Below are 21,385 nucleotides of genomic sequence, written 5' to 3' on the forward strand. Positions count from 1 at the left end.
CTGGTGCTCGTGCGAGGAATCGGGGCGCGCGGCGATACCCGAACCCGGGTGCGGGCGGCATCGGCGTTGGCGACGGCGAAGGTTATGGCCAGGACAACGGGGGCGTTCTACGTCCTCGGCGGTGTCCTCGGCCTGATGATCACTGCCGTCGCACCGGGCGACGACGGCAATCGCGTCGTTGTCGGTACCGCGGCGGCGATCTCGGTGCTGCTCGGGCTCACGCTGCTCGCGTGGGGTCCGCGTATGCCGCACGCCCTGCATCACGCCTACCTCGCCACCGCGGCGGTGCTCGTCGCGATCGCGGTCTACGACTTCCCCAACCTGGTCGGCGCCATCACCCTTGCCTCGTTCTTCGTGTTCGTCGCCTGCGACGCGGCCCTGTTCTTCGCGTGGTCCCAAGCCGCCGCGCACATCGGTTTCGCGATGGTGCTGTGCCTGCTGGTGTTGCCCGCTCGCGGGTTGCCGTGGTGGTCCGGGCTGATCCCGGCCGGTGTCACCTTCGGCGCGGGCGTGGTGGTCGGCATCCTCACCCGGATGGCGTCGGAAGCCGATATCGACGTGCTCACCGGCCTGCTCAACCGCCGCGGTTTCGAGAAGCAGCTCAATCCCGCGATCGATGCGGCCGGTCGCGGCGGGCAGGGCATGGCCCTGGTCCTCGTCGACCTCGACCGCTTCCAGAAGATCAACGACCACCTCGGTCACCGCGCGGGCGACGCCGTCCTGCAGCGCGTCGCCGATACCTGGCTGGACCTGCTCGCCCCCGGCCAGGTGCTGGCCCGGTTCGGCGGCGACGTGTTCGCGCTGCTGTTGCCCGGGACCACCGAGCAGGCCGCGATCCTGCTCACCGAACAACTGCGTGCCGCGGTGACCATGGGCTGTTCGGCCGGTGTCACCTCCTGGCAGCCGGGCGAATCCGGTTCGCTGCTGGTCAGCCGCGCCGATGTGGGCCTCTACCGGGCCAAGCAGGCGGGCCGCAATCGCACGGTGCTCGAATCCTCGCGTCAGCTCCCCTTAGCCGTGGAACTGCGCGAGGCCATCGACCGCGGTGCGCTCGACGTGCACTACCAGCCGATCGTCAGCCTCACCGAGGACGGCGGCCAGGCGGTCGGCGTCGAGGCGCTGCTGCGCTGGTCGTCGAGCGCGCAACCCGAGGTCACCACCGAGGGCCTGATCCGAGTCGCCGAGGAATACGACCTCATCTCCGACCTCGACGAGCTGGTCCTGCGCCGCGCCTGCGCCGACGCGGCTCGCCTGCAGGAGAGCTTCGCGTCGCTGAACCTCACCCTCAATGTGAACGTCTCCGGCCTCGAGCTGGCCGAGACCGAGTACGCCGAGCGGGTCGCGACCATCCTGTCCGATACCGGCTGGCCCGCAGACCAGCTCGTCCTCGAGGTGACCGAGAGCGAACTCGCCGCCGAATCCCAGACCGCGATCACCAACCTGCACACCCTGCGCGACCGTGGCGTGCGCATCGCCATCGACGACTTCGGCACCGGCTACTCCTCGCTGAGCCGCCTGGCCACCATCCCCAGCGACATCCTCAAGGTCGACCAGTCCTTCGTCGCCGCCATCCGCTCCGATTCCCCCGCCCCGCCGCTGCTCAGCGTCATCGCCGCGCTGAGTAAGTCCCTCGACCTGCAGGTCATCGCCGAGGGTGTGGAAACCGAATACCAGGCCGCCGTCCTCACCGAACTCGGCTTCGCCCTGGCCCAGGGCTACCACTACAGCGACTCGCATCCGGTCTCGGAACTCATCAACGACCTCAACGACGGCCGTCCGCTGGTGAGCACCACCGACGAGGACGATTCCCTCGCCGCCAACGGCTGGATCCCGCTCGGATAATCGCTTGACCCGCCCGGTCGCGGCGCGAACGATAGACCCCATGCGAATGCTCTTCTACGGCTGTTGACCTTCCCCGCTCCGACAGGCGGTGGCCTGGGTGCGACGTGATCGGGTTCGCGACCTCACCGCGCGTGCGGTCCTGTTCAAGGGCACGCGCGACCTGCTGCCGATCTACGCGCTCTACGGGGTGCTGTTCGCCGATCACGGGCTGAGTACGGCGCAGATCTCGCTGTTGCTGGCGATCTGGTCGGTGACCGCGTTCCTGCTCGAGGTGCCATCGGGCGCGTGGGCCGACACGGTGTCCCGTCGCCGCCTGCTCGTGCTGAGCTCGCTGTTGCAGACCGCGTGTTTCGCCCTCTGGATGCTGGCGCCCTCGTTTACCGGGTTCGCGCTCGGCTTCCTCGTCTGGGGTATCGCGGGCGCGCTGGAATCGGGGACTTTCGAGGCGTTGATCTACGACGAGCTGGTCGCGCAGCGTGAGCCGTCCGCCTACGCGCGCATCATGGGATGGGCACGCGCCGCCCAGGAGAGCACCGTACTCGTGGCGATCCTCGCCGCCGCACCACTGTTCGCCATCGGTGGCTACGCGCTGGTCGGCTGGGTCAGCGTCGGTGTCGGTCTCCTGCACACCCTGACCGCCCTGGCTCTGCCCAGTGCGCCGGTCGCCATCTCCGCCACCGCCGTCGACGATCTCGAAGACGAATCTCCACCCGAACCACTCGGTCCACACATCAACCCGGGGTCGGCATCAGTCGTTGTGGCACAGTCCAATTCGAACGCCACGACCTCGTCGCGATACCTCTCGATGCTCAAGACCGGGCTCTCCGAAGCATTTCGCGTCCGCAGGGTCCGCCGGGGCGTTCTACTCGGCGCCCTCCTCTACGGCGTCACCGCCTTCGACGAGTACTTCGGCCTACTCGCGGTCTCCGGCGGCGCTTCGACCAGCACCTCGGCACTGCTGGTCGGCGTCACCGTCGCGGGCTCGCTGATCGGCTCGCTGCTGGCGGGCCGCACCGAATCCCTCTCATCCCGCGTTCTCGCCGTAGCCCTGTTCCTGGCCGGAATCCTTTTCATCACAGGCGCGTCGGCCGTAGGGGCCGCCGCGGGCCAGGCCTGGATCTGGATCGGATTCGTCGGCATCGGCGTCGCTTACGGCATCGACTTCAACGTCGAAGTAGTCGCGGGGGCACGCCTCCAGGACGCCATCGAAGGACCGGCTCGGGCCACCGTGACCTCGGTCTCCGGCTTGCTCTCCGAGATCGTCGCCCTCGGTGTCTTCGCGTTCGTACCCGCCGCGACCCGATACCTGTCGATCTCCACCACCATCGCGCTGCTCGGTACGGTCCTACTCGCGGCCGCCCTGCTGACCCCGACCTGGATGCCGCCGAGGTCCCGCCGGTAGCGGTCCGGTGTTAGATTCTGGACGCACGGTGGGTGAGCGGTACCCCTGCCGCGTCGAGCGTTATCGGGGGAGTTGGACGACAGTGATCACAGCGCTATCCAGCGATGACCCGAATACGGTGTCGCGCTATCGAATTCTCGGATTGCTTGGTGCGGGCGGAATGGGGCGAGTGCTGCTCGGCCTCGGCCCGGACGGTCGCTTCGTCGCGATCAAGCAGATCCATTCGAGACTGCTCGACGACGGCGACTACCGGTCCCGTTTTCATCGCGAGGTCGCCATCTCGACGCGTGTCTCCGGAGCATTCACCGCCGCCGTGGTGGATTTCGACACCACGGGCGAAATCCCCTGGCTGGCCTCGGTATTCATTGCCGGCGTGCCCCTCGATACCGCGGTTGGGCAGTACGGCGCGCTTCCTGTCGCGAGCGTCCGAACCCTGGCCTCTGGGCTCGCTTCGGCGTTGCATTCGATTCACACGACTGGCCTCATACACCGAGACCTCAAGCCCGCCAACGTCATTCTCGCGAAAGACGGTCCTCGGGTGATCGATTTCGGCATCGCTCGTGGCACGGAATCGGAGGAGTCACTCACCGAGGTGGGCAGCGTTCTGGGTTCTCCGGCGTATATGTCGCCCGAGCAAGCGGGCGCCGGCGCCATCACTGCCGCCAGCGATATCTTCTCCCTCGGTTCGCTGCTCTACATGGCGGCGACCGGTATGAGCCCCTTCGCCGCGGCTTCGGCGCCGGTCACCCTGTTCAATATCGTCCACACCGAGCCCGACCTCGCACCGGTTCCCGAGCAACTCCGCGAACTCATCGCAGGCTGTCTGCGCAAAGACCCACGCGAGCGTCCGACCGCCGCTCAGATCTTGGACTACCTGGGCATTCTCGCCATCCAGGGCAACCCATGGCCCGCGCCGATACACCAGGACATCGCGGCACAGACCGCACGGATGCGGGAGCTGACGGCCGATCCCGAGCGCACCCAGATCATTCTGGGCGCACCGCCACATCGTCTGGTGCCGCCCGACCAGCCGAAACGCCGCCGCGGACGCTTGCTCGGCGTGGCCTGTGCGGTGGTGATCGTGATAGTCGCTGCCACTGCGGCCGTGGCACTGCTGCGCGGCAACACACCCGCACCACCGAATGCGGCAGGCCCCGCAGCGGTCATGCCCACACTGGCGCAACTGCGTGGAGTCGACGCCTGTGCGTGGTTGCGCCAAGCGCTCGGACCGACTCTGCCGCAATCGGTCGCGACAGGTGTTCGCCGCGAAACCGATTCGTGGAGATGGACGACGACATCGTCATGGGGGTGTGACGGCAGCTCGGGGACCGGTCGGATGATCGTCGAGATAGGCGGTGCTCTCATGGGCTTCGCGTCGACGCAGCGCGAGGTCGGACAACTCGATCTTCTCCGACGCGGTCGTGACTGTGCGTTCGCCGTCGCGGGCAGCGAGCAGGCATCGTGGGGGATCAGTGTCGATATCGGTCTGGCGGTCGACTGCGCGCTGGCCGAGTACGCCATCGATCGCCTGGTCGCGGCGTTGCCATCGCTTGTTGTCGATCCCGCGATCGCACGCTCGCTGGCGTCGATCGACCCGTGTGACCTCGTCACCGAAGAGGAGATCAGGGCTGCTGGTTCATCGGGGCCGGGTGTGCCGACGGCGCACAGCTGTTCGTGGGGCGGGGATGGCCGAGTCCGGGTGGATGTCGGTCGGCCGGATGATCTCGACTCCGGCACGATTTTGGCCATCAACGCCGTCGACATCGGCGAAGGCACACTGGTCTACAACGCGGACTTCAACCTGGGCCGTGATGATAGAGGCTGTTCCAGCACCTACCGGTTCCGCGCAGTCGACGCGAGTCGCCACGAGACGGTCACTGTGCGGGTAGTCGGTTCCTCACTCGCTGTCCGTCGGTGTCCGGCAGGCGAGGCGATCGTTGCGGGGTTGGTAACCAGGCTGCCGCAGCGGTAGCAGTCTCCAGCGCGGGATGCTAACTTTCGCAATAGGTTTGACACGAACGGTCAGGTTCGATGGCTGGTTCGAGGGGGAATATCGTGCGGTTCAGGTCGCACCGCATCGTGGTGCTGTCACTCATCGTGGTCACCGTGCTTGTCGGGTGTGGTGATGCACCCACCCGGCCGGATCACGGCAGTTACTCGACGGACCCTGTTGCGGCCGACTATGACGCAAGGCCGAGCAGAGGCCGCGGAATCCTGGTGGAGTCGCTGCGACTGGGTGAGCGGGTGAGCTTCGCCGACCGGATCGACCCCGACCTCACCTGGACGCGTGGTGGTGGGGTGCTGGGCGATCACCGAGGCCTGGTCCCCGGAATGAACATTCTCTCCGGTGCACAGAGCGATGCAGCGGGCAATCACGGCGTACTTGCCTCGTTCGGCGCGATCGCAGGCAACGGTCAATCGGGCGGTGCGGGCGAGAAGCACCTCTCGATTTCACTGCTGGCCTTTTCGAGTGCGGATGTCGCACGAACAGCCGCAGCGGACATGGCCCGCGCGGACTTCGAGCAGGGCACCGACAACGTCCCGATCATCCTTCCGGATTACCCTGCGGCGCTGAGCCATTGGCGGCCGTCGGTGCCGACCGTCGGCAGCTGGCTGACGTGGCAGAACCTGGTTGTCCGCGTTTATGCCCAAGTTCTCGAACCACGCGCCGAGCTCCTGGTCGACATCTTGACCAAGGCCTACCGGACCCAACTCGCCGACCTCGAAGGATTCGTGCCGACCGCCGAGGCGGATCTGCCGAATCTGCGCATCGACCCGGACAAGCTGCTCACCCGAATTGTGCAGACCGGCGAACCACAACTCGATGGTCAAACCGGAGCCGACACTTTCGCGGTCTATAGTCCGCGCGCGTTCGCGTTGCTGTCGGACCGCCCGTCCGCAATCCTGGCGTCCCTGCGCGCCGCCTCGGTGTCGCAGATCGCGGTGGCACACAACAAATATCTGCGTCGCACGGCCAGTGCCGAGGCCGCGGCAGCGGAAGCAGGCCGACTGGCCAGGGAAGGTGAAGGCGACTACGCCGCGATACCCGGTATCGCCTCCCTGCCGACAATTTCCTGTTGGCAGGCGAAACTACCGGACGAGCGCAATGTCGGAGTGAACCGGTTCAGATGCATTGTCTCTCGCGGCGTTGATGTGGTCGTCGTGCTCAGCTACTTGGAAGCTGACGTCCGGCACCTGGCCGCGGCTCAATACGCGCTCCTCGCTCAGGATCGGTGACGCCCGTGCAACCACGTGATCGGAAAGACCCCGAGGTACTCGGTCGGTATCGCATCCTCGCGGTGATCGGCAGCGGCGGGATGGGGCGGGTGTTCCTCGGTCAGGCACCCGACGGCCGACTCGTCGCGGTGAAGCAGGTCAACGCCGATGCGACCGACGACGCGGAGTTCCGGGCCAGGTTCGAAAGAGAAGTCCTCGCCACCGGCAAAGTGACGGGCGCATACACCGCCGGCGTCGTTGGTCATGACGTCACCACCGAAAAGCCTTGGCTGGCTTCGGAATACATCCCTGGTCCGTCGCTGCAGGAGGTGGTGAACGACTTCGGGCGACTCACCCCGAGCGGACTCAAACTGCTGGCTATCGGGCTGGCGATGGCTCTGCTCGAGATCCATCGCACAGGTTTGGTACACCGTGACCTGAAACCGAGCAACGTGTTGCTCACCAACGAGGGCCCACGACTCATCGACTTCGGCATCGCGCGTGCCCTCGATGACGACATCAGCTTGACCGCCACCGGCGCGGTGATCGGGTCACCGGCCTACATGTCACCGGAGCAGGCCGAATGTCGCACGCTGACGCCGGCATCCGACGTGTTCTCGGCGGGTGCGGTCCTCGCGATGGCCGCGACCGGGGTCAGTCCGTTCGCGGCGGGGTCGACCCCACAGACGCTGTACAACGTGCTCTACGTCGAGCCTGATACCAGCGCGGTGCCACAGCCGATTCGCGGCATCGTCGATGCCTGTCTGGCCAAGGATCCGGCAGGCCGCCCGACCCCGGACGAGTTGCTGGCGGCAGCGCAACAGCTCGAGGTCGAGCCGGTGTGGCCGGTGCGAGTGCGCCGACGGGTGGCCGAGTACGAGCGGGATGCGATTGCCTGGGCTTCGGGCAGTACCGTGCCGTCGCCCGAGGCGCCGCGGAAACCTCAGGGCGACCACCGCTCGAGGGGGATTCGGGCCGTTGCGGCCGCCGCGATGGTGTCGGTGGCGATATTGATCGGTTCGATGCTGGTCGGCATCGGTGTGCGGGGGAACGCGGTGGCGATGGCGGATCCGCCACTCGCGCTCACTGAGCGGGAGTCGATGCTGCTCGACATGTGCGCGCTGTTGGGCCCCGACGTGCTTGGCGACCTCGGAACCTACCGGTCGGCCCCGAAAGTGATCAACGAGAGCTATTGCTCGGTGGGGATAACCGATCCCGCCGGACAGCGGCTGAGTCTCGAACTGTCCATCGGGTACGGCTGGGCGTACGACACCGCGTCACCGATGGGGAGCACGATCGCGTGGCTGCCGGTCCAAGGAAACCGTAGGGAGGGCGCGTCGTGCGACCGCTTCGTCGAGACGCAGATCGGGCTGCGGATGCCGCTGAACATGCAGGCGTCGGGCCTTACCGACAGTTGTCCGCTGGCGGAGCGCGCGCTGGCGGCGGTCATCCGCCGACTCTCGATCAACCCGCCATTGCGAAAGGTCGCTGACGGATCCATTCAGCTGTTGAACGCCTGCCGGATCATGGACCATGACCTGAACCTCCGGATTGTCGGTGATCCCGCGAAGAAATACCCCACCGGAAGCAGTAGTTGCTGGGTCACCGGAGCCAACGGAGAATTCCATCTCGACTTCCGCGAAGATACTCGAAATGACAACACGACGCCGTTCACCAGCTTCCGCGAGCTGACCACCCTCGACGGCTGGGCAGGCACCATCTCCGACCGTGACGGTTGGTGCGAGTACACGCTCACGATCCGGCCGACACGTGACGAACTGGCCGAGATGGTCCGCGGCACTTACATCCCTTACGACAAAACAGCTACCGGCGGCTGTGACCGTCTACGAACTCTCCTAACCCCCATCCTCGCGAAGTTGCCGAAACCATGACCGAGCCGTCGCCGACCGATCCGACCCAGTTGGGCCGCTACCGAGTGCTCGGCCCGCTCGATCCGCAGCCGAACTTCCGGCTGCTGCTGGCCGCCGCGCCGGACGATTCGCTGCGGGTGGTCGAGCAGTCGTTGCCGCGCTTGCTCGAGTTGCCCGAGCTGCGGCCGCGGCTGCGGCACGGCGCCGTGGCGGCGATGCGCGTCAGCGGTCAGGGCAACGCGACCGTGCTCGACGTCGACGCCGACGATGAATTGCCTTGGTTGGCACGCACATTCGTGCCGTCTGTACGACTGGATCGTGCGGTCGGAGAATTCGGACCGCTCCCGGTCGAAGCCGTGCGTGCGCTGGCGGCGGCACTCGCCTTCGCGCTGCGAGGGGTGCACGCGGCCGGGCTCGTTCATCAGCGGGTGCGACCCGACACCGTGGGGCTGACCGAGGACGGCATCGAGCTGGCCGGAATCGATGTCCTCGCAGGCGATCCCACCACCCTGCTGGCACCGCCGGACTATCTGTCGCCCGAACAGTCCGTGCACGGTGCGCTGACTGCCGCGTCGGACATCTTCTCGCTCGGATCGGTGCTCGCTTACGCCGCGGGCGGTGTCGCGCCGTTCGCGGCCCCGTCGATCCCGTACACGCTGTTCAATATCGCGCAACGCGACCCCGATCTGTCCGCGGTCCCCGAACCACTGCGCGAACTGATCGCCGCGTGTCTGCGCAGAGACCCGCGCGCCCGGCCCTCGCCCGCGCAGATCATCGCTTACGTCGGCGCGCGCCGCCAGGCCTGGCCGTCGGCCATCGTGGACGAGATCGACCGGGCCGAACGGGCGGCGGCCGCATTGCTCGCAGCTGCCGCCCCCGCGTTCGCCGAACCCGTGAGTTCGGCTCAGGCCGGTTCCGTGTTCGAAGCGGTGGCCGGGTTCGGTCGCGATCGGTGGGCGAGCCTGCGCGGTCGAGTCGGTGGTTCCTCGGTACGGACTCGTCGGGTGGTCGCGGTGGCGATCGTCACCGCCGTGGTCGTGTCGGCAACATTGTGGTTGTCGAGGACGGCCGACCCGGTCGGCGCGGCGCAACCGACCGCCCTCTCGGCGGCGCAGCTGCGCCAAGTCGATTCCTGTGCCTGGCTGCGGTCGGCGCTGGGCGACAGCGTCGCATGGCGAGAAGGGCCGAGTCGCACCGAATCGTGGCGGTTCGAGGTCCAGAAGAACTGGAGTTGCTACGCGGATGAGCAACAACAGGTCTACGGCGACGGAATTCGGCTGAGCCTCGGGGTCGCCCTGACCGAGGTTCCACCCAACCACAAGCTGATCGAGGGAATCACGGTGCGCGAAGGAGATGCCGAATACTGTCGGCGTGCCATCGCGAGTTCCGACAGCGGCGGCAGAACCGGAATTCTGATCGAGTTCGACATCGGGCTCGCCGAGAAGCAAGGGTGCGCCGTCGCGGATCACGTGGTCGCGCAGCTCGCTCGGACTCTCCATACCGCACCGCGCAGGCCGGACGCCGCGATCTCGCTCGCGTCGGTCGACCCGTGCGCGATCTTGGACCGTGCCGAGACGTCGGCGGCGGTCCCTCGATTGACCCCGGAACCGTCCACCCCGGAAGACATGCACATCTGCGAGTGGTACGGCAGTGCGCGGGTGACATTGCAAGTGGTGCGGACGTCCTTCGTGCCGGTGGGTTCGGTCACGGTCGACGGCCTGACGCTGCTCACTGGAAAGGAATCGTCTGGTTCCGCGCTGGGGTGTTCGCGGATCTATCGACACCGAACGATCGACGAAAAGACCTATGAAGCAATGGAGCTGGTGATCCAGGGCCCACATGTCGACCGTGACTCGATCTGCCGGACAGTGGAATCGCTGATTGTGAAGGCGGTGCGGCGACTGCCCGAGGCGTGACACACAACCGGGCCGCGGTAGCTGGCATGCTCGTATCGGCATGCGGGACATGGATCGGGGTGAGGAGCGGGCGATCGGGCGTCGTGGTCTCGGGCTGGTATTCGGGTTCTGCATCGGAGCGGGTGTCGCGGTGCAGGGGCGGATCAACGGCGCGCTCGGGGCGCGGTTGGCGGATGGGATCGCGGCGGCGACCATCAGTTTCGGTACGGGACTCATCGCACTGCTGATCGCCTTCGCCTTCAGCTCAGCGCTTCGAGCGGGTGTCACCAAGGTGCGCACCGCGATGTCGGAGGGCAGGTTGCCGGCGTGGCAATTGCTCGGCGGCTTGTGCGGCGCGTTCTTCGTCGCCGCGCAGGGCCTCACCATCGCCGCGATCGGCGTCACCGCTTTCACCGTCGCGGTGGTGGCGGGCCAACTTCTCAGCAGCCTCATGGTCGATCGCCTCGGCCTCGCCCCGAACGGCCGAACCCCGATCACTGCCTTGCGTATCGGCGCCGCCGCCCTCGGCATCACCGGGGTCGTCCTCTCGGCCGGCGGCAGTTCAGCACCGACCACCGTGACAACCGGGGTGCCCGATGCGCTACTCATCGTCCTGCCCGCCCTCGCGGGCATCGGCCTGGCCTGGCAACAAGCGGTCAACGGCCGGGTAGGCGCCACCGGTGGCCCCTTCACCGCCACCCTGATCAACTTCGCCGTAGGCCTGACCGCCCTGCTCCTGCTCGACCTCTACACCCTGTCCACCACCGGGCTCCCCACCGAATTTCCCACCGACCTCTGGCTCTACACCGGCGGCCTGATCGGCGTAGCTTTCATCGCCCTGGCCGCCGTCACGGTCGGTATGACCGGCGTTCTCCTGCTCGGCCTCACCTCGGTCGCGGGCCAACTGGTCGCCGCCGTGCTGCTCGATACCGTGGACGGAAGGCTCTCGGCCACTGCGGTGTTCAGCTGTGTGATCGTGCTCTGTGCGGTGGTTGTGGCGAGCCGGTCCGGGCATTAGATCTCGCGCAGCGCGTCCATGGACCCGCCCGGCTGATTCGGCTGCCGGTACGCTGTGAATCGCATCGGACGAGCTCGGTTACGCGGGAGGCCAGCCATGGACGAACTCGCAGTTGCGGTAGTCGGATACGGCCTGGCCGGGTCGGTGTTCCACGCGCCGCTCATCGCCGCTGATCCGCGGATGCGGGTCGCCGCCGTGGTGACGTCATCCGAGGAGCGGGCCGCGCAGGCGCGAGCCGAGCATCCCGGGGTGCGGGTGTGGGCGTCCGCGCAGGAGATGTTCGTCGAGGACGAGGATGTCGATCTCGCGGTGATCGCGACACCCAATCGCTCGCACGCGCCGCTGGCATTGCAGGCGCTGGCCGCCGGGTTGCCCGTGGTGGTCGACAAGCCGTTCGCGGTGACGGCAGCCGATGCCGAGGAAGTGGTCGAGGCGGCCGCGCGGGCCGACCTCCCGCTGAGTGTTTTCCAGAATCGACGCTGGGACAACGACTTTCTGACCGTGCGTGCGCTGATGGAGGCCGGTGAGCTGGGCGAGGTCCGCCGGTTCGAGTCCAGGTTCGAGCGGTGGCGGCCGGTCCCGAAGGGTGGTTGGCGCGAAGTCGGCGATGCCGAGGACGGCGCGGGCATTCTGTTCGATCTCGGCAGTCACCTCGTGGACCAGGCGCTGACCCTGTTCGGCCCGGTCACCGAGGTCTACGCCGAACTCGACCGCCGCCGCCCCGAGGTCAAAGCCGACGACGACGCCTTCATCGCCCTCACCCACGCCAACGGCACCCGGTCCCAACTGTGGATGAGTGCTGTCGCGCCGCAACTGGGTCCGCGGCTGCGCGTCCTCGGCGCCACCAACGGCTACACCGTCTCCGGCCTCGACCCCCAGGAAGACGAACTACGCGCGGGCCGCCGCCCCGGCGACGGAAAGCCATGGGGCACAGTCTCACCCGACAAATGGGGCACCTTCGGCGCAGGCGAGGACCTCCGCACGATCCCCACCCTCCCCGGCGACTACCCTGCCTTCTACGCCGGAATGGCCGCCGCCCTCCTCGACGGAGCCCCGGTCCCCGTCGACCCCCGCGACGCCGTGGAAACCCTGCGCATCCTCGAATACGCCCGCCACGTAGCAGAACCCGCGGATCTCACTTCCTGACGACCGGCACCGCCCGTTGCACGTTCGGCCCGGTCGACTACTGCCCCGGTGCGATGTTCTGGTTCAGAGCTTGCGGGAGCGCAGCTCGTGGCCCTTGGAGGTCTTGCAGCGGCCCGATTCCAGGTCCCACTGCCAGCCGTGCAGGTTGCAGGTGAGGTTGTTGCCTTCCACCACACCGAATTTGGAGAGATCGGCCTTGAGGTGGGGGCAGCGGCGCTGGACTTCCCAGCCGTCGAGTTCGGTGACGGCGGAGTCGTCGTGCGCCTCGGAGAACCAGCCGTCGGCGTAGGCGATCCGCTCGTCGGTGAGGCACTTGAAGAAGGTGTAGAGGAATTCGTTGTAGCCGCCGATGCGCCACGCCTGGAAGCGGGTGGACAGGAAGATCGTGTTCACCCAGTCGGGCTCGTTGTCGCGCAGCACGGTGCGCACCAGCTCCGGGGCGATGCGGAAGCCGTAGCGGTAGCGGCCTTCGCCTTCGAGTGGTGCGCGCACGGTGCGGTGCGGGAAGTCCAGGACGATGGTCTCCTCGCCGATCACCAGGCCGACGGGGTAGCCGATGCCGTCGCTGATCAGCGCGCTCTGCTTCATGATCGGTTCGAACAGCTCACGCAGCGGCTCGAGCAGCGAACCCTCGCCGGTCTCCCACGTCGCCTTCTCCGCGGCCAGCACCGGCGCGAAACGCTGCGCCATCTCCGCGATGTAGGCGGCCTTGTCGCCGTAGATGCGATCCGGGTCGAACGGGTGCGCGAGGTCGAGCTCCTTGCCGCGCACATCGGCGACCGAGCCGGGGATCATCAGGATCCCGCCCTCGTTGCCGTGGATGTTCATCTGCTCGAGGAACACGATCTGATCAGGGAAGATGTTGCCTTCGTCGCCGCGATCGTCGTTGAGGTAGCGCAGCTCGGCGTCGAGGAACACCGGCGGACCGGCCGAGGGCACCACCCAGGTCGCGCCGACCTGCTCGATGTAGGAGCGCGCGCGATCCATGCCACGCTGACGCTTCTGCTTGCCGAAGTTGGCCTTGGTCCGCGCCGGGATGTCGTACACCGCCGGGTACCAGATCGCGCCCGAGTACTGCAGCAGGTGGATGTCGATATCGCCGAACGCGTCGTGGATGACGTCCATGTCCACCGGCCGGGCGTCGTTCATGTTGAAACAGGTGGTCCCACCGTCGGAGACGAGAATGCCGGAGTCACCGATCGGGCCGTCGGCGGGCGCGCGCAGCGCCACGATCATGAAGTCGAACGAACCCTTTGGCCCGGTGATCGTGTGCTTGACCGAGTCCTCGGACTCGAAGAACTTGGTGAAGCCCAGCGCCTCGAGCTCACGGCGCAGGTCGAGCACCGGGTAGTCGGGCAGCAGGACGGTCGCGTCCTTGTTCACGTACTTCGCCAGGTGCGCGGCGTCGAAGTGATCGCGGTGCAGGTGCGAGACGTAGAGGTAGTCGACATCGCCGAGGGACTCCCAGTCGAGCTGGGAGTTGTCCGGGAACGGGAACCACGACGCGAAGTACGCGGGGTTCACCCAGGGATCGCACAGGATCGTGCCGGCCTCGGTTCGGATGTGGAAGCCGGCATGTCCGACGCTGGTGATCTGCACGAGCTGTTTCCTCCTACCAGGATCTGATTCGCCGGATCAATGGCGAGTGACCGCCAAAGGGCCCCCTGACTGCTTCGGCGTACCAGCCAACCAGGGTAGTGGCTAAATCGTTACGTCACCGATGCAATAGCCCTCAGCGGTCGCGACAACCGTGAAAGTGCGCGTCCGCGTGCCCCCCGCAGAGGTGGTCACGGGGACGTGAACTGCCAGGTAGTCGCCACGAACCTGCTCGGATCGTAGCTCGTCTTCGGCGTAGGAGGTGACATTGCCTACTTTGCCCGAGTCGCCTGTCAAGGGGGCTGCTACAGGGTTGCCGGTGCCCTCCGGGTCCCAGGTGGCGGGCGAGGCCTTGCAGGTCAGTGGATGGTCTGCTTCGATGTCTGCCGCGTCGAGGGGTTTGCCGGTGGCGCGGGCGAGGTATCGACGCACCGTATGGCGCGCATCGGCGTCGTCGTAACCGGGCTCGACACCCGCCGCGGACACCCGTCCACACGCGTAACCGGACGCGACGGATTCGCGGTCGACGGTGACGGTCACGGTTCGGTTACGCCAGGTCACGGTGTCGGCGGTCGCGGTGCCCGGTGCGGTGAGGGCGGCCAGTACCGACTGCGGGTCGGCGTACATCTCGGCGACGGTGGCAGGCGGGATGGTCCAGCACTTGTCCTGGAGTTCTTTCACCGTGCCGGTCTGCAGGTCGGCGGCCCAGCGGCGAACGGCGGTGACGGCGTCGGCATGGCCGGCGACCGCGCCGACCTGCGGTGCGTCGGCGGGCAGTGGGCTGTTCGGCGCCGGTTCGCCGGGGGCGATGGCCTGGGTCGCCGTGGTCGACGGCGCGGCCGCCGTGGTCGACGCGGTAGTGGTTGCCTCGACCGGATCGCCCGGGATACCCGACACCGAGTCACACCCGGTGACGAGGGCCGCGACGGCGAGTCCGGCGACCAGCGCGTAGGCGCGGCGAGTAGTGGTGATCGGGGGCAACTGAGCGCGTTCCACTTCGACGTTCCTCAATTCCTAGGTCGTGGCCCCGCGTGCGATGCGGGCGGTGACTGTCGGGGCGAGCGGACTCGCCGGGTGTAGACCGGTGTGCGCGAAGCGGATTGGCTGCGCGGGTGAACGCCGCGATTCTACGGTGACCGCCCCCACCGAATGCACCCCTGCCGACGAGGAGATCTACGACTACGCTTGCGTAATTGTGGAACCCCTCTACTTCTCGATCATCGGCGTGGCCCGAACCCTGTTCTTCCTCGAAGGTCTGAAGTTCACCGTCAAGGGGGCGGAGAACATCCCCGCCACCGGTGGCGCCGTGCTGGCGGTCAACCACACCGGCTACATGGACTTCACCTACGCGGGACTGCCGGTGCGCACCCCTCGTCGCTACATCAGGTTCATGGCCAAGCAGGAGGTGTTCGACAACAACATCTCCGGCCCGATCATGCGCGGTCTCAAGCACATCCCGGTCGACCGCACCGCGGGCGCCGACTCGTACAAATCAGCGGTGAAATACCTGCGCGACGGCGAACTCGTCGGCGTGTACCCCGAGGCCACGATCAGCCGCAGCTTCGAGATCAAGGAATTCAAGTCCGGCGCCGCCCGGATGGCGCTGGAAGCCGGTGTCCCGATCATCCCGATCACCATCTGGGGCGCCCAGCGCGTCTGGACCAAGGGCTTCCCCAAGCGCCTCGGCCGCACCAACACCCCCATCTCGATCGCCGTCGGCACCCCCATCCAGCCCTACGAGCCCGTCGCCGACCTCACCGCGCAGCTCCGCTCCACCATGCAGGAAATGCTCGCCGACCTGCAAAAATCCTACGAACACGAGCCCGGCGCGTACTGGGTCCCGAAACGGCTCGGTGGCAGTGCCCCGTCCCTGGAGGAGGCAACCGCGCTCGACGAAGCCGAAGCGGCCGAACGTTTCGCCCGTAAGGCCGAGAAAACGCAGGAGACCGAGAGCTGATTCAGCGCGGGATCCGGCAGCGGGTCGGTGCCGGGAGCTTGCCGCGAAGGTAGGCGGCGGGCGGCACGCCCATGAGGGTGCGGAAGTCGGCGGTGAGGTGGGACTGGTCGTAGTAGCCGGTGCTCGCCGCGAGGTGCGACCACGGGGTGTCGCCCGCATAGGCGAGCACGCGGCGCAGGCGCTGGATGCGGGCGAAGTGCTTGGGGGACAGGCCTATTCCGTCGGCGAACAGATTGCGAAGCTGGCGCTCGCTGACAGCGAGGCGCGCGGTGAGCTCGGGGAGCGCGGGCGCGTTGTCGGCGGTGAGCGCCGAGATCGCCTCGCGCAGCACGATCCGGTGCGCCCGAGCGGTCTCCGACTCCGAGACATTGTGCGGCAGCAGCTCTTCCAGGTGGGCGATCGCCATGCCGGTTGGCAGGCTCGTCAGTTCTGTCGCGAAACTGCCGAGGGGGCCGGGTAATTCGTCGAGGCGAACGACCCGGTCGGTGAGTTCGCCCGCGGTGACGCCGAGCAGCTGCCGGGTCACGCCCGGTTCCAGCCGCAGCCGCACGCATCCGGCCGGTTCCGCCGGCCTCGAGTACGACGCCTTCGTCTGCGCGCCGACCACGAAGGCGTCACCGCGACCGGACTTCTCCGTGCGCAGCACGACCGTGGTCGTCGCGACGGGTGGATGCGCGAACGGCTGAGCGAGGTCGTCGAACACGGGCGTGCTGGTGAGTTCGGTGAGCCAGGGGCGCAACGAATCCGGTGTCGTCACCAGGGTCTCGATCTGCGCCGAGGTCAGATACCGCACCCACTCGACAGTAGGCGTCGCGGGCCGGGATGTCCGTGCCGATTTCTCCTATCTTCGCAGGCAGCCCAGCGGCCAGGCTCAGCACATGATCCTGATCACCGGTGCGACAGGCACCATCGGAAGCGACATCGTTCGACAACTGGTAGCCGAGGGCGTCGCCGTCCGGGCCGCGACCCGCCACCCGGAGCGGGCCGAGTTCCCCGCCGGGGTCGAGGTGGTTCGGGTCGACTACCGCGACCCGGCGACCTTCGCGCCCGCCATGACGGATGTCGAGGCCGCGTTCCTCGTCGGGATACCCGGCCCCGACGGCACCGGCACCGATGCCGAATTGGTCGCCGCGGCGCGTGCGGCCGGCGTGCGGCGGGTGGTGAAGCTGTCCGCCGTCGGCACCGGCGACCCACTTCTCGGCGTGCCGGGTTCCTGGCACGTGCCCGGTGAACAGGCCGTCCGCGACTCCGGCCTGGAGTGGACGATCCTGCGCCCCAACACTTTCGCGTCGAACACCTTCAGCTGGATCGAGCCGCTCGGTAACGGTCACCCTGTCCCGAACCTCACCGGCGACGGCAAGCAGGCCGTGGTCGATCCGCGCGATGTCTCGGCGGTCGCCGCGGTGGCGCTGCGCTCGAGCGACCACCACGGTCACACCTTCACGCTGACCGGCCCCGAGCTCCAAACCAGCCGTGACCAGGCGGCCGTCCTCGCCGAGATCCTCGGCCGCCCGATCGCTGTCACCGATATCGCCGAAGCCGACGCCCGCGCCTTCATAGTCGCCGCGGGCCTGCCGCCCGCCTTCGTCGAGGGCTCACTGATCGGTCAGGCCTTCATCCGCGGCGGTCACAACGAGCTGATCACCGACGACATCGCCCGCGTCCTCGGCCGCCCACCCCGCGGCTACGCCACCTGGGCCGCCGACCATCGCGACGCCTTCGGCCCCGTCGGCGCGCTGCCCGCCTGACCGGGGCTCGACCGCATGACCGGTCGGCGGGGTGGGTCCGGCGCGTGGCGGCGAACCGGACCCCGCCGGCTCAGTTCATCGTCAGCAGCCACGATCCATTGCAACCCTTTTGCCTGTTCATACTGCGGTCGTAGACCCAGTCGAACCTGATCGGCGGGTTCGTCCGCACATTCCAGTTCCCGGACGGGGAGGTCACCAGCTTGCCCTTGTGCACCAGCACACCGATCTGATCGTGGTTGAACTGCCACTTCCCACCACTGGCGGGGTAGTTCAACCGCAACGTCACCCGCCCGCCGGTGTGGTTCTGCACCACCAGGCACGACCCCGGATCGGTACGGCTGACCGCGTACTCCCCGAACCCCTCGTCCTCCACGTTCTCCCCGTTGTCGGTGGCCTCCACCTGATCGGCGAAGTCGGCCTGCGCGGGCCCGGCCCCCAGCACGGTCATCGCCGTCAACGCAACGCCCGCCGCGATCATCCCCAGAGTCTTCATACCGTCTCTCCCATGATTCCCGCGGCTTCAGCCGCCCTGCGAAAAACCCTCCCCCGCAGCCTTTTCCGCATCCTTGTGACCTGCTTAACGGTGCCGGCTCGCGCCGGATCTCACCGCCGCCGCCGGTCGCGGGTGAGCCCGGATTTCGTAGTTCGGGGGGTTTCGCGCTAGAGTTCCTTCTCGCACGACGAAGTCACCGGCGGTCGCCGGTTCGGCTTCGGAAGGCACGCGGATGTGGCGCAGTGGTAGCGCATCACCTTGCCAAGGTGAGGGTCGCGAGTTCGAATCTCGTCATCCGCTCAACGAAAAGCCCGGCCATCGTGCCGGGCTTTTCTCATTGCCTGCGCCGTTCGAGGCGTTCGTGACTCAGCGGCGGCAGGAACTCGCCGATCAGGGTCCGGCGCCACCAGATCCGCTCGCGGAACAGCTCGGCGGGCGTACTGAAGTGGTATTCGTACAGCCGGGCGCGTAGGTAGTGCGGCGGTGCGTCGGGGAAGGGGCAGTGCCGCAGCAGGCGCAGGGTGTCGGGGTCATTGTCGAGCAGCCGGATGACCAGCGGCAATGCCCATGATCGCGCGTAGGCGGGGGAGAGCGCGGCGAACCACATCAGCCAGTCCAGCCGCAGGTGATACGGCGCCCACTGGCGGGGGCGATACCGCGGGTCACCCGGCTTGCCCTTGAACTCGTATTCGCGCCACACGGTCTCCGGCCCGAGGTGTGTGGCGTCGGTGCCCTCGAGGACGATCTCCTCGCGGACCCGCGTGATACTGCCGAACGCGCCATAGGTGTTGACCAGGTGCAACGGGTCGAACGAGGCATTCATCGCCTGCCGCGCGGACAGCAGGTTGCGCACCGGCCAGTAGCTCAGGACAACCACCATCGCGACGAAGGCGATGACCGCCCCGAGGAACCACGAGGGCGGCTCGGCGACCTGCGGCGCGTCCGGCAGCACCGGATACGCGCTGACGGCGGTCGTCGCCAGGAGCAGGGTCACCCAGTTCAGCCAGGCGAAATTGCCCGAGAGCACCAGCCACAACTGCGTGACGATGATGATGCCCGCCGCCACGCTCGCCACCGGCTGCGGCGCGAACAGCCCGAACGGCACGATCAGCTGGGCGACATGATTGGCGGCGACCTCCACCCGGTGCAGCGGCCTTGGCAGATGGTGGAAGAACCAGCTCAGCGGACCGGGCATGGGCTGGGTCTCGTGGTGGTAATACAGGCAGGTCAGGTCGCGCCAGCATCGATCGCCCCGCATCTTGATCAGCCCGGCCCCGAATTCCACCCGGAACAGCAGCCAGCGCGCGGCCAGCAGCACGAGCAGCGGCGGCTCGACCGTGTCGTTGCCGAGGAAGATCGCCAGGAAGCCGGCCTCGAGCAGCAACGATTCCCAGCCGAACGAGTACCAGGCCTGCCCGACATTGACGATCGACAGGTACAGCACCCACAGCGCGAACCACAGCGCCATCGCCGCCCACAGCGGCACCAGATCGGCGGCGCCCAGCGCGACAGCCACCGCGAGCACCACGCCGAACCAGGCGATACCGGCGTAGAACCGATCGGAATAGTGCAGGTGGAACAGGCTCGGTGACCGGCGGAACGGGGCCCGGGCCAGGTATCGCGGGATGGGCAGCATCCCGCGCGCACCGAGCAGTGCGCGGAACTGCAGCGCCGCCGCCAGGAACGCGAGGGCGTAGATCACCGCCAGGCCACGCTGGAAGATCAGCCTGCCCTGCCAGTACTCCGGTGCCGTGAACCACTCCATCCGTGTGCTCCCGTCCCGCAACGAAGGGGTACCCGCGATCGGTCCGGCGAAAATCTAGGGTGGCGCGAGTCCGGTGCCACCGAGCAGTGCGCCCCGCAGATCGGCTTCGTGCCAATGCTCGGCGATCCCCGGCCGCACGCGCAGGTACTCGACGACGCGATCCATGCTCCAGCCGTGGGATTCGCGCAGGCCGGTGCCGATCATCGTCAGATATCGCGCCGAAGGACGTTGCAGCGCGACAGTTTCCGGATCCCAGGGCGAAGTGAAGGTGAGAACGGGGATCCCGTCGCGCGTACCCGCGTGCACCACCGTTTCGTACCGCCCCGGCCCGAGCCGCACCGAACCTTCAGCGAGGACCGGCGCGGGATCGAAGTCCGCGGTCGGTGTTCGATACATCTCCTGCGCCAGCAGATCACCGAATTGACCGACGGTCAGCAGATACCCCCGCGCCGCCACACCGATCGGCCAATCTGCGGGCGGACGTGGGGCATAGAACCCGACCCCACCCGTCCAGACCGGGCTCTGCCAGGCGAAATACAGGCTCCCAGGCAGGTCGATCGCCGTCACCGCGGCCGGTGCGGACCGATCACGGAACCCCGGGTAGGTGTGGTCGGTCCCGGGTGGAGTGCCGCCCTCGCGGTAGTAGTCGAACCGCTCGGCGTGCAGGTTGGAGCCGTACGCGGCGTACCAGACGTGCTGAGCGGGGGTCACGGCCTCACCTCGGGTCGGTCACAGTCGGTGCGTGCGGGAAACGGATTCACGCCTGCTTTCGATTCTTCCTTCGAACGGGTCGGGAGGATTTCGAGGGGAGAAAAGATCATGAGATCAGCGATCGTGGTGGCCGCGCTGGTGGCGCTGGCGGGGGGACTCGCCGCCTGTGACAGTGACCAGGGATCGGCCGCGCAACCCGCCGTGACCCAACCCGCGGGCTCGTCCGCACCCACGGCCGAGGCCGAACCGACTGTCGGCCCCGACGTCACGGTAGCCCCCGGCCCGACCGGCCTGCCCTCCCGCGACGACGCCACCGTCGACGCCCGCGACTACCAGCAGCGCGACAACTTCTACTTCCAATCACCCACCGGCAACATCATGTGCGGCATTCTGGTCGACGCCCCGTTCGGCGTCGGTTGCCAGCTCTCGCACGCCGATGTCATTCCGCCACAACTTCCCAACTGTTCCGACGCCCCCGACCGGAAGGTCGCCGTGCACGCCGCAGGCGGCAAGTCGGAGTTCCTCTGCACCAGCCAGGGCATCTTCATCGGCGAACCGGTCGACGGCACCAACAAGGGCGGCGGCGCGACCCTGCACTACGGCGACACGCTCGTCGCCCGCGGTGTCGCCTGCACCTCCACCGAGCAGGGCGTCCGCTGCGACGCCGCGGGCCACGGCTTCTTCATCGCGGCCGACCAGCAGTACCTGTTCTGATTCCGATCACC

17 protein-coding genes and 1 tRNA gene are annotated in these 21,385 nt (G+C 67.5%); 12 read left to right on the forward strand and 6 right to left on the reverse strand.

Annotation, left to right across the window (positions count from 1 at the left end; genetic code table 11):
* The first annotated feature begins 9 nt into the window (after window positions 1–9).
* The 8 genes from ACWZHB_RS28875 (at window position 10) to ACWZHB_RS28910 (ending at window position 12,390) form a co-directional block, all read left to right on the forward strand.
* Window positions 10–1,842: a putative bifunctional diguanylate cyclase/phosphodiesterase gene (locus ACWZHB_RS28875; protein WP_427904908.1), complete on the forward strand. Its 1,833-nt coding sequence runs from the start codon at window positions 10–12 to the stop codon at window positions 1,840–1,842.
* Window positions 1,843–1,939: 97 nt separating this feature from the next.
* Window positions 1,940–3,244: an MFS transporter gene (locus ACWZHB_RS28880; protein WP_427904909.1), complete on the forward strand. Its 1,305-nt coding sequence runs from the start codon at window positions 1,940–1,942 to the stop codon at window positions 3,242–3,244.
* An 82-nt stretch (window positions 3,245–3,326) separates the two neighbouring features.
* On the forward strand, window positions 3,327–5,216 hold the full coding sequence (locus tag ACWZHB_RS28885; protein WP_427904910.1) for a serine/threonine-protein kinase: 1,890 nt from the start codon (window positions 3,327–3,329) through the stop codon (window positions 5,214–5,216).
* Between the two features lie 83 nt (window positions 5,217–5,299).
* Window positions 5,300–6,481, forward strand: coding sequence for a DUF7373 family lipoprotein (locus tag ACWZHB_RS28890; RefSeq protein ID WP_427904911.1), 1,182 nt, complete (start codon window positions 5,300–5,302; stop codon window positions 6,479–6,481).
* Window positions 6,482–6,486: 5 nt separating this feature from the next.
* Window positions 6,487–8,352 (forward strand): serine/threonine-protein kinase, encoded by a 1,866-nt coding sequence (locus ACWZHB_RS28895; RefSeq protein ID WP_427904912.1) that lies wholly within the window; start codon window positions 6,487–6,489, stop codon window positions 8,350–8,352.
* Complete coding sequence (locus tag ACWZHB_RS28900; protein ID WP_427904913.1) at window positions 8,349–10,247, forward strand: protein kinase domain-containing protein; 1,899 nt, start codon at window positions 8,349–8,351, stop codon at window positions 10,245–10,247. Before ACWZHB_RS28895 ends, ACWZHB_RS28900 begins: the two co-directional genes overlap by 4 nt.
* A 49-nt stretch (window positions 10,248–10,296) precedes the next feature.
* Entirely contained in the window at window positions 10,297–11,244 is a 948-nt protein-coding gene (locus ACWZHB_RS28905) for a DMT family transporter (RefSeq protein WP_427904914.1), read from the forward strand.
* Window positions 11,245–11,340: 96 nt separating this feature from the next.
* Window positions 11,341–12,390 (forward strand): Gfo/Idh/MocA family protein, encoded by a 1,050-nt coding sequence (locus ACWZHB_RS28910; protein WP_427904915.1) that lies wholly within the window; start codon window positions 11,341–11,343, stop codon window positions 12,388–12,390.
* 63 nt (window positions 12,391–12,453) lie between these two features.
* Here ACWZHB_RS28910 and ACWZHB_RS28915 read toward each other — a convergent pair whose 3' ends face one another.
* Window positions 12,454–13,989 (reverse strand): Rieske 2Fe-2S domain-containing protein, encoded by a 1,536-nt coding sequence (locus ACWZHB_RS28915; RefSeq protein WP_427904916.1) that lies wholly within the window; start codon window positions 13,987–13,989, stop codon window positions 12,454–12,456.
* A 102-nt stretch (window positions 13,990–14,091) separates the two neighbouring features.
* Window positions 14,092–14,982 carry a hypothetical protein gene (locus ACWZHB_RS28920; RefSeq protein WP_427904917.1) on the reverse strand — a complete coding sequence of 297 codons (891 nt, stop codon included), beginning with the start codon at window positions 14,980–14,982 and terminating at the stop codon, window positions 14,092–14,094.
* 199 nt (window positions 14,983–15,181) lie between these two features.
* Between ACWZHB_RS28920 and ACWZHB_RS28925 the strand changes: the two genes are divergently transcribed.
* The gene (locus ACWZHB_RS28925; protein WP_427909339.1) at window positions 15,182–15,943 is read left to right on the forward strand and encodes a lysophospholipid acyltransferase family protein; all 762 of its coding nucleotides are present in this window, start codon (window positions 15,182–15,184) and stop codon (window positions 15,941–15,943) included.
* 1 nt (window position 15,944) lies between these two features.
* On the opposite strand, the gene ACWZHB_RS28930 is transcribed toward ACWZHB_RS28925, so the two are convergent.
* Window positions 15,945–16,736 carry a helix-turn-helix domain-containing protein gene (locus tag ACWZHB_RS28930; RefSeq protein WP_427904918.1) on the reverse strand — a complete coding sequence of 264 codons (792 nt, stop codon included), beginning with the start codon at window positions 16,734–16,736 and terminating at the stop codon, window positions 15,945–15,947.
* Window positions 16,737–16,821: 85 nt separating this feature from the next.
* Here ACWZHB_RS28930 and ACWZHB_RS28935 point away from each other — a divergent pair, with 85 nt between their 5' ends.
* Window positions 16,822–17,691, forward strand: a complete 870-nt coding sequence (locus ACWZHB_RS28935) for an NAD(P)H-binding protein (protein WP_427904919.1) — start codon at window positions 16,822–16,824, stop codon at window positions 17,689–17,691.
* Window positions 17,692–17,761: 70 nt separating this feature from the next.
* Here the strand turns inward: ACWZHB_RS28935 and ACWZHB_RS28940 are convergent, their stop codons facing one another.
* Window positions 17,762–18,184 (reverse strand): hypothetical protein, encoded by a 423-nt coding sequence (locus tag ACWZHB_RS28940; RefSeq protein ID WP_427904920.1) that lies wholly within the window; start codon window positions 18,182–18,184, stop codon window positions 17,762–17,764.
* 228 nt (window positions 18,185–18,412) lie between these two features.
* Between ACWZHB_RS28940 and ACWZHB_RS28945 the strand changes: the two genes are divergently transcribed.
* Window positions 18,413–18,484: transfer RNA gene (locus tag ACWZHB_RS28945), tRNA-Gly, on the forward strand.
* Between the two features lie 34 nt (window positions 18,485–18,518).
* Here ACWZHB_RS28945 and ACWZHB_RS28950 read toward each other — a convergent pair.
* Window positions 18,519–19,949 (reverse strand): lipase maturation factor family protein, encoded by a 1,431-nt coding sequence (locus tag ACWZHB_RS28950; protein ID WP_427904921.1) that lies wholly within the window; start codon window positions 19,947–19,949, stop codon window positions 18,519–18,521.
* 54 nt (window positions 19,950–20,003) lie between these two features.
* A complete protein-coding gene (locus tag ACWZHB_RS28955; RefSeq protein ID WP_427904922.1) occupies window positions 20,004–20,660 on the reverse strand; it encodes a histone deacetylase in 657 nt (218 codons plus the stop codon).
* Window positions 20,661–20,768: 108 nt separating this feature from the next.
* Between ACWZHB_RS28955 and ACWZHB_RS28960 the strand changes: the two genes are divergently transcribed.
* Complete coding sequence (locus ACWZHB_RS28960; RefSeq protein WP_427904923.1) at window positions 20,769–21,374, forward strand: DUF6636 domain-containing protein; 606 nt, start codon at window positions 20,769–20,771, stop codon at window positions 21,372–21,374.
* Window positions 21,375–21,385 lie beyond the last annotated feature (11 nt).

Source organism: Nocardia sp. FBN12 (genome assembly GCF_054031145.1).

Coding starts and splice junctions, on each gene's coding strand:
- ACWZHB_RS28900 (WP_427904913.1), top strand. CDS start 8,349: ATGACCGAGCCGTCGCCGACCGATCCGACCCAGTTGGGCCGCTACCGA.
- ACWZHB_RS28905 (WP_427904914.1), top strand. CDS start 10,297: ATGGATCGGGGTGAGGAGCGGGCGATCGGGCGTCGTGGTCTCGGGCTG.
- ACWZHB_RS28910 (WP_427904915.1), top strand. CDS start 11,341: ATGGACGAACTCGCAGTTGCGGTAGTCGGATACGGCCTGGCCGGGTCG.
- ACWZHB_RS28935 (WP_427904919.1), top strand. CDS start 16,822: ATGATCCTGATCACCGGTGCGACAGGCACCATCGGAAGCGACATCGTT.
- ACWZHB_RS28940 (WP_427904920.1), bottom strand. CDS start 18,184: ATGAAGACTCTGGGGATGATCGCGGCGGGCGTTGCGTTGACGGCGATG.
- ACWZHB_RS28950 (WP_427904921.1), bottom strand. CDS start 19,949: ATGGAGTGGTTCACGGCACCGGAGTACTGGCAGGGCAGGCTGATCTTC.
- ACWZHB_RS28960 (WP_427904923.1), top strand. CDS start 20,769: ATGAGATCAGCGATCGTGGTGGCCGCGCTGGTGGCGCTGGCGGGGGGA.